This window comes from Bacillus sp. FSL W8-0645 (assembly GCF_038007905.1).
Classification (GTDB): domain Bacteria; phylum Bacillota; class Bacilli; order Bacillales; family Bacillaceae; genus Bacillus; species Bacillus pumilus.
This window is the reverse complement of the sequence record NZ_JBBOYC010000001.1, coordinates 2,667,618-2,680,417: the sequence shown is the minus strand read 5'-3', so window position 1 is coordinate 2,680,417 and position 12,800 is coordinate 2,667,618. Positions and strand designations below refer to the sequence as shown.

Here is a 12,800-nt window from a genome sequence, read left to right as displayed (position 1 = left end):
GCTGAAGGTCTCTTTTACTTTTGCATGCCGTACCGAATATAGTGATAGATATCCCTGAAAACACCTGCATTACGAAATGCTTGCCACACGACAAGGGAGGCAGGGCCAATGACGAGTCCGAGGAAACCCAACCATTTTAACCCAACAAATAGTGCCACAAGGGTGGCTAAAGGATTAAGCCCAATGGATTTGCTTAAGACTTTTGGCTCTGAAATTTGTCTTTGAATGAGCACGACAATATACAAAATGCCGAGCCCGATGGCGAGTGAAAGGTTTCCTGTCATAGCAGAGTAAATGATCCATGGCAGAAAAACAGTGCCGCTCCCGATATAAGGAAGTAAATCGACAAACCCAATACATAAAGCAATGACAAGGGCGTGCTCGACTTTTAAGATGATCAGTCCAATGACGACAAGGCCGATGGTCATAGCAACAAGCAAAAGCTGCGCCTTCATAAAACCGGTAATGGCTTTTTTGATTTCAGATAAAATGGCTCGTGTATGCTGCATCCATTTTGCGGGAAAGATACGAGAACCATATTTTTTTAATGTAAACCAATCTTTCGTGATAAAAAAAGTCGCCAGTGCAGAAAACAAAAGGGTTGCGGCTGCATCAGGCAAAAGACCTAAAAAAGCCGGGATGAGCTCGAGTGTTTTTGAAAGAAAAGTCCCTATTTTTGCGGCAGCTTCATCGCCTAGCGCTTGGATTTGTCCCAAAATCGATTCCTTTTGACCTGCTTGAAGTGTATTAAATTGGGCGGTTACATCATGGTACAAAGGCAGGATCTTATCTGTAAAAAACTGTTCCACAATCCCAATCATTTGATCAAGGTGACCAGGCAGAACCTTTGCCAAATAAGCACTTCCTGAAATGATTTCTGCTACTAAGAGTGTGATGAAACCGGCTGCTACTACTAAAAAGAGCAGTAGTACAATGACGACAACAAATCCTCTCGGCATTCCGGTGATCTCTTCTATTTTGCATACAGCAGGGTGAATCAGGCAGGATACAATAAGTGCAATCCAAAAAGGATATAAAAAAGGAAAAGACTGATATAAAAAGACAACCGCAAATACAACAATGCCGATCATCATCAAACTTCGTAGAAAAATGGCCATATAGGTGTGATTCACACAATCCCCTCCAAAAAACAAGCATGTCCGATACTTCATTTTATTCAAAAAGATTAGTAATATGAAAAGGTCGCAATAAAAAGAAAGGAAGGGGCGGCGTATGTTTACTCAAGCAAATTTATTTTTGGTTCTTTTACTCGTTATTGCACTTATTGCAAAAAACAATTCATTAATTTTAGCGGTTTCTGTGCTCATTGGGATTAAACTGATTGGTTTGGATCAAAAAATTTTCCCGGTTCTTCAATCGAAAGGCATCAATTGGGGGGTCACCGTCATTACAATTGCTGTGCTTGTTCCTATTGCAACAGGTGACATTGGATTTAAGCAGCTTGGAGAAGCCATGAAATCTTCTTATGCTTGGATTGCACTTGGAGCGGGTATATTAGTAGCATTAATCGCAAAAAACGGTATTGTGCTACTCGAAAATGATCCGCATATCACAGCAGCGCTTGTGTTCGGGACGATTTTGGCAGTTAGCTTATTTAAAGGTGTAGCTGTCGGTCCGCTGATCGGAGCAGGAATTGCTTATTTGGCGATGCAGGCTGTGAAATTTTTCAGCGGTTGAAAAGAGAGTGGTTCATGCCACTTTCTTTTTTATTTTTTTCTTGCGTGAGCTTTTGCAAAAAAACATAATTAAATATAATAAAAGAAGCAAAATCCCTTTATTCCATGCCTGATATGAAAGACTGGAAAAAAAAATATCAAAAAAAATTATAGTTAAACATTTAACAAATGTCTGATTATTGTTTATAATGGGAATAGGCTTAATTTTGAACTCATTGATCACACAAGAGATATGAGGCTAAAAGCGCTCTAACCGTATAGGTAAATGTAAGCATTTTCTTTTCTGAACCTGCCGTCTTATTCGGATTGGATAGCGCTTTCAAAAAGCGAGAATTCTGCAACGAAGGGGAATCTTTTTAAAAAGGGGAGATTGAACATGACAGCAACAAGAGGTCTTGAAGGTATTGTGGCAACAACTTCATCCGTAAGCTCAATTATTGATGATACTCTTACTTATGTAGGGTACAATATCGATGATTTAACTGAAAAAGCTACATTCGAAGAAATTGTCTACCTGTTATGGCACCTAAAGCTGCCGAATGAGCAAGAGCTGAGTGAGTTAAAACAGCAGCTCAACGAAAATGCTCACATTCCGCAAGAAATCATTGAGCACTTTAAATCATATTCGCTGGATGGGGTTCATCCAATGTCTGCGATTCGTACAGCGGTATCCTTACTAGGATTACTTGATGACGAATCAGAGATTATGGACAAAGAAGCGAATTACAGAAAAGCCATTCGCTTACAGGCGAAAATTTCTGGACTAGTTGCTGCGTTTTCACGTATTCGTAAGGGATTTGAGCCTGTACAGCCAAAAGAAGAATACAGCTATGCTGCGAACTTCTTGTATATGCTAAATGGCGAAGAGCCGTCACCAGTAGAAATTGAGGCAATTGATAAGGCACTCATTCTACATGCGGATCATGAATTAAACGCATCGACATTTACAGCGCGTGTATGTGTTGCTACACTATCAGATATCTACTCTGGTGTAACAGCGGCTATCGGTGCGCTGAAAGGACCACTTCATGGCGGAGCCAACGAAGGCGTGATGAAGATGCTTTCAGAAATTGGCGAAGTTGAAAACGTAGATTCCTATATTCATGGTAAGCTAGAGAAGAAAGAAAAAATTATGGGCTTTGGCCACCGTGTATACCGTCAAGGTGACCCGCGTGCAAAGCATCTAAAAGAAATGAGCCAGCGTTTAACAAACCTGACTGGCGAGCCGAAATGGTATGAAATGTCTGTTCGCGCAGAGGAAATCGTGACATCAGAGAAAAATCTTCCACCAAATGTTGATTTTTATTCTGCATCTGTATATCACAGTCTTGGGATTGATCATGACTTGTTTACACCAATTTTCGTGATCAGCCGATTCTCTGGATGGATTGCTCACATTTTAGAGCAGTATGACAACAATCGTCTCATCCGTCCAAGAGCTGACTACATTGGACCTGATCTTCAAACCTTTGTTCCGATCAGTGAAAGAGACTAATGTTTATAGAATAAGCGGAGGCTGATCCTCAAGAAGGCCAATCAGCCTCTATATCAACAAAAAAACGAATCATGTGAAAAACTTCTTCGCTTGCAGACATCAAGCCAAGAAGTTTCAAATATTCACTACATAACCTGGGAGGTAATATCATTGTCACAAGGCGAAAAAATTACAGTTACTGGCGGCGTATTGAATGTACCAAATAATCCAATTATCCCGTTTATCGAAGGGGACGGAATCGGTCCTGACATTTGGAAAGCAGCATCAAGAGTACTTGAAGCCGCTGTAGAAAAAGCATATAAAGGTGAAAAGCAAATCACTTGGAAAGAAGTATATGCCGGTGAGAAAGCTTACAATAAAACTGGAGAATGGCTTCCTGAGCAAACACTTGAAGACATTCGTGAATACTTAATCGCAATCAAAGGACCACTGACAACACCAATCGGCGGAGGAATCCGTTCATTAAACGTGGCACTTAGACAAGAGCTTGATCTATTCACATGCTTACGTCCAGTTCGCTGGTTCAAAGGCGTACCGTCTCCTGTGAAACGTCCAGAAGACACAGATATGGTCATCTTCCGTGAGAATACAGAAGATATCTATGCTGGTATCGAGTATGCACAAGGATCAGACGAAGTGAAGAAGTTAATTGACTTCTTGAAAAACGAATTAGGTGTAAACAAAATCCGTTTCCCAGAAACATCAGGTATCGGAATCAAGCCAGTTTCTGAAGAAGGAACTTCTCGCCTTGTCAGAGCGGCTATCCAATATGCAATCGACCAAGGCCGTAAGTCTGTGACACTTGTTCACAAAGGAAACATCATGAAATTCACAGAAGGAGCCTTCAAAAACTGGGGCTACGAAGTGGCTGAAAAAGAGTTTGGCGACAAGGTCTTTACATGGGCACAATATGATCGTATTGTGGAACAAGATGGAAAAGATGCGGCAAACAAAGCGCAAAGTGAAGCAGAAGCTGCTGGCAAAATTATTGTCAAAGACAGCATTGCAGATATTTTCCTTCAACAAATCCTAACTCGTCCAGCTGAGTTCGATGTTGTGGCAACAATGAACTTAAACGGAGATTACATCTCTGATGCTCTTGCAGCACAAGTTGGTGGAATTGGTATCGCACCAGGTGCGAACATCAACTACGAAACAGGACACGCTATTTTTGAAGCGACTCACGGAACAGCACCTAAATATGCTGGTCTTGATAAAGTGAACCCATCTTCTGTTCTTCTATCAGGCGTGCTTTTACTTGAGCACCTTGGCTGGCAGGAAGCAGCTGATCTAGTGATTCAATCTGTTGAAAATACAATTGCATCAAAAGTCGTCACTTACGATTTTGCTAGATTAATGGATGGCGCAAAAGAAGTGAAATGTTCTGAGTTTGCTGACGAGCTCATCAAAAACTTGTCTTGATTCTTAAACTTTAAAGTTAAAGGGGAAAAAGGAAATGGCAAACAAGCGTAAAAAAGTATCTGTTATCGGAGCAGGCTTTACTGGAGCAACTACAGCATTTCTAACGGCTCAAAAAGAATTAGCGGACGTCGTATTAGTCGATATCCCGCAGCTTGAGAACCCAACAAAAGGGAAAGCACTTGATATGCTGGAAGCAAGTCCTGTTCAAGGCTTCGATGCAAACATTACAGGAACTTCTAACTACGAAGATACAGCCGGTTCTGATGTCGTGGTCATTACGGCGGGGATTGCAAGAAAGCCGGGAATGAGCCGTGACGATCTCGTGTCAACAAATGAAAAAATCATGCGCAGTGTGACACGCGAAATCGTTAAATATTCTCCAGAAGCCATCATTGTTGTATTAACAAACCCTGTTGATGCAATGACGTATGCAGTTTATAAAGAATCAGGATTACCAAAAGAAAAAGTCATTGGACAATCGGGCATTCTTGATACAGCACGTTTCCGTACGTTCGTTGCTCAAGAATTAAACCTATCTGTTAAAGACGTGACGGGCTTTGTGCTTGGTGGACATGGCGATGACATGGTTCCTCTTGTTCGTTACTCTTATGCAGGCGGTATCCCGCTTGAAACATTGATTCCTAAAGAGCGAATTGATGCAATTGTTGAAAGAACAAGAAAAGGCGGCGGCGAAATCGTGAACCTATTAGGTAATGGTAGTGCATATTATGCACCTGCTGCTTCACTAGTCGAAATGGTTGAGGCGATCCTTAAAGATCAGCGCCGAGTCATGCCGACGATTGCTTACCTTGAAGGTGAATATGGCTACGAAGGCATTTACCTAGGTGTACCAACAATCGTAGGTGGAAACGGCCTTGAGCAGATCATCGAGCTTGAGCTGACAGAAGAAGAAAGAAGTCAGCTTGACCGTTCTGTTGAATCTGTTAAGAATGTCATGAAAGTATTGTCTTAATATGAATAAAAAAGAAGGCTTCTCGTATGAGGAGTCTTCTTTTTGTTTACAAAACAAATCTTGTCGAAATTTTAAATTGTTCTCTTGTTAAGCTTTCGTTAAAATGAAAGAGAAAGCATGACTTCTCGCTTTTCACATAAGATACAAAAAACGGATGCAGGGGAAATCACTAATTGGAGGCACAACATGAATAAAAAAATATTAGTTGTGGATGATGAAGAATCGATTGTAACACTTCTAACCTATAACCTTGAAAGAGCGGGCTATGATGTCGTCACAGCAAGAGACGGGGAAGAAGCGCTTGAAAAAGCAGCAAGTGAACAGCCTGACCTTATTGTATTAGATTTAATGCTTCCGAAGATGGACGGCATTGAAGTGTGCAAACAACTGAGAATTCAAAAAATGATGTTCCCTATTTTAATGTTGACAGCAAAGGACGATGAATTTGATAAGGTGCTAGGTCTTGAGCTTGGGGCCGATGATTACATGACAAAGCCATTCAGTCCTAGAGAAGTGGGTGCTCGGGTAAAAGCCATCTTGAGAAGAGCACAGCAATCTCAGCCTGCCCCCACGCAAGAGGAGAAGGAAGAGATCGTTGCAGATCAAATCAAAATTGGTGAACTGCGCATTTTACCAGAACACTACGAAGTCTATTTCCAAGAAAAGCGTCTAGAGCTGACGCCAAAAGAATTTGAACTACTGCTTTATTTGGCGAAGCATAAAGGACGTGTCCTCACGCGTGATTTATTGCTAAGTGCCGTTTGGAATTATGACTTTGCAGGTGACACTCGTATTGTGGATGTCCATATTAGCCACTTGCGGGACAAAATTGAAAAGAACACGAAAAAACCAACATACATTAAAACGATTCGCGGCTTAGGCTACAAATTGGAGGAGCCGAAGTCAAATGAGTAAAATTAGAACCCGTCTGTTTTCGGGACTCATTTTTCTCCTTTTTATTGTGTTTGTGGCACTTGGTCTTTTCTTGGATCACATGTTCCATGTTTTCTATGAAACAAAATTAACGGAACGAATGGAAAAGGAATCGAGCTTTCTCCTGTCTTCTATGAATGGTGATGATCTAAAGGCGAAGCAAAACAAAGAGGTCCTCAACCAGGCAAAGCAGCATTTTGATATGAATGCGTCGATTGTGGATTTAAAGGGGAATATCATACATACAACGGGTCAAGCAGAACAAAAGGCCGTCATTCAAAACACACTAAACAATGAACGTCTCCAAACAAAAGGGGTCGTTATTGACGATGAGAAGGATGCGCTTTTCCATTATGCTGTCCCGATCTTAAAACAAAACGAACCAGCGGGTTATTTATTTCTTCATGCGTCATACGAGCCTTTAAATGAAATTGACGGCCAGCTTTGGCTTGCATTAGCCTTTTGTCTTGGCTCGGCGATTATCATTATCGTTTTCTTTGGGTACCGCATGTCGATGAAATATGTGAAACCAATTGATTATGCGACAAAGGTAGCCAAACAGCTAGAACGCGGGAACTATGATACGAATAATTATGAAGAGCTGATGATTGAAACAAGTGAACTGAATACTTCCATGAAGCGTTTGGCAGGAAGTCTTCAAGAAATGACAAGTGCCGGTGAAATGCAGAGAGACCGGCTGCAAACGGTCATTGAAAATATTGGAGCGGGGATTATATTGATTGATAAGATGGGGTATATCCACCTCGTCAATCGAACCTTCCGCAAGCAGTTTAAGGTGCAAAAGCACATTTACATGCACAAGCTGTATCACGAAGCGTTTACCCATGAAGAGATTATCGAATTAATTGACGAGATTTTCATGACAGAAACGAAGGTGCGGAAGTTTTTACGTCTAGCCGTTGACATTGAACGCCGCTACTTCCAAGTGGATGGTGTACCCATTTTAAGTACAGACGATGAATGGAAAGGAATTGTTCTCGTATTTCATGACGTGACAGAAACGAAGCAGCTGGAGCAGATGCGAAAAGATTTTGTCGCCAATGTGTCTCATGAGTTAAAAACACCGATTACGTCGATTAAAGGATTTTCTGAAACCCTTCTTGATGGCGCGATTGATGACAAAGAAGCACTGACAGAATTTCTTTCTATCATTTTAAAAGAGAGTGTCCGTCTAGAAACATTGATTCAAGACTTACTTGATCTTTCTAAAATTGAGCAACAGCAATTCAAGCTGAATATTCAAGAAGCCAATGCGACAGAAATCATCCAAGAGATTCAAGTGCTGTTAAGTCAAAAGGCTACAGAAAAAGGCATTCAATTACATGTGCGTGTCCCAAAAGAACCGGTCTATGTCATGGCAGACCCGCTAAGGTTAAAGCAAATCTTTCTCAATCTCGTTAATAATGCCCTTACCTATACACCAGAGGGAGGAAGTGTCACCATCTCAGCAAGACCGCGAAAAGGTGCCTATGAATTTGATGTAGCAGATACAGGAATTGGTATGAAGAAAAGTGAGATTCCAAGAATATTTGAGAGGTTTTATCGAATTGATAAAGATAGAAGCAGGAATTCAGGCGGTACAGGTCTTGGTCTTGCCATTATCAAACACCTTGTGGAGGCGCATGAAGGAACAATTTCTGTCGGCAGCAAACAAGGTAAAGGAACGACTTTTACAGTGAGCCTGAAATCGACATAGAGAAAAAAGGAAAGTCACGTTAAAATTTACATGATCTTTACAATGAATTCATGTTTTGTTAAACATTCATTGATAGGATGAATAGGAACCCCTTCATCCAAGGAGCCAATTTTGGAAGGACGAAAACACTTGTTGTTTTCGTCCCTTTTTTATGCAGGCTCGACTATTTTCTTTTCAAAATAAACTTTGATAAAATGAAGATACAATGTGTGAAAGAGACGGCTGAGATGGCTCAGCCGATGGAGGATTAAAACATGACAGACAAAAAGAAATTAGTGTTAGTGGATGGAAACAGCCTCGCATATCGAGCTTTCTTTGCTTTGCCGCTATTATCAAATGATAAAGGCGTACATACAAATGCTATTTATGGCTTTGCGATGATCTTAATGAAGATGCTGGAGGACGAGAAGCCAACCCATATGCTCGTCGCATTTGATGCGGGAAAAACAACATTCCGCCACGAGACATTTAAAGAATATAAAGGCGGAAGACAAAAAACCCCGCCAGAGCTATCAGAACAAATGCCGTTCATCCGTGAACTATTAGATGCCTATCAGGTGAAAAGGTACGAGCTTCCTCAATATGAGGCAGATGATATTATCGGTACATTGGCTGTCGAGGCAGAAAAAAACGGCTTTGAAGTCAAAATCTTCACAGGAGATAAAGACTTAACCCAGCTCTCAACAGATCATACGACAGTGGCTATTACGAAAAAAGGCATCACAGAAGTAGAATACTACACACCTGCTCATATTGAAGAAAAATATGGCTTGCGACCAGATCAAATCATTGATATGAAAGGGCTGATGGGAGATTCATCAGATAATATCCCAGGCGTCCCAGGTGTAGGCGAAAAAACAGCCATTAAATTGTTAAAGCAGTTTGAAACAGTTGAGAACCTGCTTGAACATATTGATGAAGTGAGCGGGAAAAAGCTTAAAGAAAAACTTGAAGAATATAAAGAACAAGCAGTCATGAGTAAAGAGCTGGCGACCATTCTCGTAGAAGCACCTATTGATGTGTCGAGCAAAGATCTCGCCTACGAAGGTCCACACATGGATCAAGTGATCTCTCTTTATAAAGAACTAGGCTTTCAAACCCTGCTAGAGCGTCTAGGAGAAGCACCAGAAACAGATGAACAGGTTGAAGTAGACGCATTAGAAGTGAAAAAAATGACAACTGTAACGGGCGATATACTGACAGATCATGCAGCCCTTGTGGTAGAACAGCTTGGAGACAATTATCACGAAGCGGATTTGATCGGTTTTGCGATCCATAATGAAAATGGTGCGTTTTTTATGACGAAAGAAGATGCGCTTCAATCAGATGCATTTAAAGAATGGGTACAGGATGAAACGAAGAAAAAATGGGTCTTTGATTCAAAAAGAGCAGTTGTCGCTCTCAGATGGCATGATGTCGACCTAAAAGGTGTCGACAATGATGTTCTGCTCGCTTCCTACGTCGTCAACCCGCAGAAATCATACGAAGACGTCGCAAGTGTAGCGAAGGAATATGGTCTGAATATCGCTCTTTCTGATGAAAAAGTATACGGAAAAGGAGCAAAACAGGCGATTCCACCTGAAGATGAACTGAAAGAACATCTTGGACGAAAAGCAGCGGCGATCTCAGCCTTGCATGATTTAACACTAGAAGCATTAGAAAAAAATGATCAGCATGAACTATATGAAGATTTAGAGCTGCCGCTAGCACTCATCTTAGGCGAAATGGAATCTCTTGGAGTAAAGGTAGATCTACAGCGCCTAGAGAAAATGGGCGAAGAATTAACGAAAAAGCTTAAAGAATATGAAGAAACCATTCACCGCTTAGCAGGAGAAACGTTTAACATCAATTCTCCTAAACAGCTTGGTGTCATCCTTTTTGAAAAATTAGGTCTCCCGATTATCAAGAAGACAAAAACAGGCTATTCAACGTCTGCAGATGTGCTTGAAAAGCTTGAAGATAAGCATGAAATCATTCGATCCATTCTGCACTACAGGCAAATCGGAAAGCTGCAATCGACCTATGTAGAAGGGTTAATGAAAGTAACGCGTAAGGATACCCATAAAGTGCATACAAGGTTTAATCAAGCACTCACCCAAACAGGAAGATTAAGCTCAACAGATCCAAACCTTCAAAACATCCCGATTCGTTTAGAAGAAGGACGGAAGATTCGTCAAGCATTCGTTCCTTCAAAAGAAGGCTGGCTCATGTTTGCAGCTGACTATTCACAAATCGAGCTGCGTGTACTTGCTCATATTTCACAAGATGAGAATTTGATCGAAGCATTTACGCAGGACATGGACATTCACACGAAAACAGCGATGGATGTGTTCCATGTTTCAGAAGATGAAGTGACTTCCGCTATGAGAAGACAAGCCAAGGCGGTAAACTTTGGTATTGTATATGGAATTAGCGATTATGGACTTTCTCAAAACCTTGGGATCACAAGAAAAGAAGCCGCCGCATTTATCGAGCGCTATTTAACAAGCTTTAAAGGCGTGAAAACCTATATGGAAGAAGTCGTCCAGGAAGCGAAACAAAAAGGCTACGTCACGACGCTTCTCAAACGCAGACGATATATCCCAGATATCACAAGTCGTAATTTTAATATCAAAAGCTTTGCAGAACGAACAGCCATGAACACACCGATCCAAGGCAGCGCAGCCGATATTATTAAAAAAGCGATGATTGATATGGCGCGAAGGCTCAAAGAAGAAAACCTGCAGACAAATCTTTTATTACAGGTGCACGATGAATTGATCTTCGAAGCGCCGAAAGAAGAAATCGCCATCCTTGAAAAGATTGTTCCTGAAGTCATGGAAAATGCACTTCAGCTTGATGTGCCGCTAAAAGTTGATTTTTCTTCAGGTCCATCTTGGTACGATGCGAAATAAATAATAGAGAGAAAAAGGAGCGAGGAGAATGCCGGAATTACCAGAAGTAGAAACCGTCCGGCGCACTCTCAAGCGGTTAGTCGAAGGAAAGACGATTGAAACGGTCGATATCAAATGGCCAAACATCATCAAACGTCCTGGGGAGCCGGAAGAGTTCGCAAGAAGAATGGTAGGAGAAACTATACAAACCATTGAAAGAAGAGGGAAGTTCCTCCTCTTTCATTTAGACCATTATGTGATGGTCTCCCATTTAAGGATGGAAGGAAAATACCGTGTACATGAAGCGCATGAGCCTTATGATAAACACGTACACGTCGTCTTTACGTTTACAGATGGGACGGAGCTTCGGTACCATGATGTGCGTAAGTTTGGCACGATGCATTTATTTCAGCCGGGTGAAGAGGAAAAGGAACTCCCGCTATCACAGCTGGGATATGAACCATTTGATGAACAGTTCACTCCTGAGTATTTATGGGAGAAATTGAAAAAAACAACCCGAATGGTCAAAACAGCACTGCTTGATCAAAAGATTGTCGTAGGACTTGGTAACATTTACGTAGATGAGGTCCTGTTTAAATCAGGGATTCATCCAGAAACAAAAGCGAATCAGCTCAGCCTGGAATCCTGCAAGGTGCTTCACAAACAGATCATCGATACGCTTCAAGTGGCGGTAGATGCGGGGGGAAGCACGATTCGTTCTTATATCAACTCACAAGGAGATATTGGCACATTTCAATTGCAGCTTCTTGTATATGACCGGCGGGGAGAGCCTTGCCAAACATGCGGAAGCATCATTGAGAAAACAGTAGTCGGAGGGCGCGGCACGCACTTTTGTGTGACCTGCCAAAAACGTCCTCAATAAAACTTAGCCATGAGCATGCTTCCTTTTTGCTATGCATACGATAAAAAACATTCATTTTTCAGCAAGGTGTAGACTGACACACAGCCCACCTGCTCTTCATATAGTGAAGAAGAGTCTAAGGACGCCTAGAGACTCTTGATCATCGTTGCATGAACAGAAAGGAAGAGTTCAGGTATGATTTCGATTTCGCTCCTGTTTTTAGCTATTGCAGTCAGCATCGACAGCTTTTCTGTAGGCTTTACGTATGGTCTCCGCAAAATGAGGATCCCATTTAAAGCTATCGTCATTATTGCATGTTGCTCAGGGATTGTGCTGCTCATTTCTATGCTGATTGGCAGCCTGCTGACGACATTTCTCCCTGTTTCAGTGACCGATAAACTGGGGGGAGGCATCTTAATTGCCATTGGCCTTTGGGTCCTGTATCAATTTTACAAACCAGCGAAAGAGCGTGATTTGCTTCTTCATGAAAAGACATTGCTCAATGTGGAAGTCCAATCACTTGGGCTTGTCATTCACATTTTAAGAAAGCCGACAAGTGCAGATATTGACCGATCTGGGACGATTAATGGAATAGAAGCGGTACTTCTTGGAATTGCTTTATCCATTGATGCATTTGGCGCAGGGATTGGCGCAGCGATATTAGGCTTTTCTCCAATTGTCATGAGTATCACGGTGGCAGTGATGAGCTCACTTTTTGTATGTATCGGGCTACGAGCCGGTCATTACTTGGCAAATTGGCGCTGGATCGATAAACTTGCATGTTTACCAGGGCTTCTGCTCATATTAATTGGGGTTTGGAAGCTGTAA

At 41.6% G+C, this 12,800-nt stretch carries 10 protein-coding genes; 9 read left to right on the top strand and 1 reads right to left on the bottom strand.

The window, feature by feature from the left end; genetic code table 11:
* Window positions 1-14: 14 nt before the first annotated feature.
* Complete coding sequence (ytvI, locus tag NST39_RS13780; RefSeq protein ID WP_341028853.1) at window positions 15-1,133, bottom strand: sporulation integral membrane protein YtvI; 1,119 nt, start codon at window positions 1,131-1,133, stop codon at window positions 15-17.
* A gap of 100 nt (window positions 1,134-1,233) precedes the next feature.
* On the opposite strand from ytvI, the gene NST39_RS13775 reads away from it, so the two are divergent.
* The 9 genes from NST39_RS13775 to ytaF all read left to right on the top strand — a co-directional run bounded on the left by NST39_RS13775 (window position 1,234) and on the right by ytaF (window position 12,800).
* A complete protein-coding gene (locus NST39_RS13775) occupies window positions 1,234-1,698 on the top strand; it encodes a DUF441 domain-containing protein (protein ID WP_044139290.1) in 465 nt (154 codons plus the stop codon).
* A 375-nt stretch (window positions 1,699-2,073) separates the two neighbouring features.
* Window positions 2,074-3,192, top strand: coding sequence for a citrate synthase (gene citZ / locus NST39_RS13770; RefSeq protein ID WP_341028852.1), 1,119 nt, complete (start codon window positions 2,074-2,076; stop codon window positions 3,190-3,192).
* A gap of 150 nt (window positions 3,193-3,342) precedes the next feature.
* Entirely contained in the window at window positions 3,343-4,614 is a 1,272-nt protein-coding gene (gene icd / locus NST39_RS13765; protein WP_044139289.1) for an NADP-dependent isocitrate dehydrogenase, read from the top strand.
* Between the two features lie 34 nt (window positions 4,615-4,648).
* Window positions 4,649-5,587, top strand: a complete 939-nt coding sequence (gene mdh, locus NST39_RS13760; RefSeq protein WP_007501693.1) for a malate dehydrogenase — start codon at window positions 4,649-4,651, stop codon at window positions 5,585-5,587.
* Between the two features lie 186 nt (window positions 5,588-5,773).
* The gene (locus tag NST39_RS13755; protein ID WP_341028850.1) at window positions 5,774-6,502 is read left to right on the top strand and encodes a response regulator transcription factor; all 729 of its coding nucleotides are present in this window, start codon (window positions 5,774-5,776) and stop codon (window positions 6,500-6,502) included.
* Window positions 6,495-8,237, top strand: a complete 1,743-nt coding sequence (gene pnpS / locus NST39_RS13750; RefSeq protein ID WP_341028849.1) for a two-component system histidine kinase PnpS — start codon at window positions 6,495-6,497, stop codon at window positions 8,235-8,237. The genes NST39_RS13755 and pnpS overlap by 8 nt, the downstream gene beginning before the upstream one ends.
* Before the next feature lie 254 nt (window positions 8,238-8,491).
* On the top strand, window positions 8,492-11,131 hold the full coding sequence (gene polA / locus NST39_RS13745; RefSeq protein ID WP_341028847.1) for a DNA polymerase I: 2,640 nt from the start codon (window positions 8,492-8,494) through the stop codon (window positions 11,129-11,131).
* Window positions 11,132-11,159: 28 nt separating this feature from the next.
* On the top strand, window positions 11,160-11,993 hold the full coding sequence (gene mutM, locus NST39_RS13740) for a DNA-formamidopyrimidine glycosylase (protein WP_065098575.1): 834 nt from the start codon (window positions 11,160-11,162) through the stop codon (window positions 11,991-11,993).
* A gap of 174 nt (window positions 11,994-12,167) precedes the next feature.
* A complete protein-coding gene (gene ytaF, locus NST39_RS13735) occupies window positions 12,168-12,800 on the top strand; it encodes a sporulation membrane protein YtaF (RefSeq protein WP_003216274.1) in 633 nt (210 codons plus the stop codon).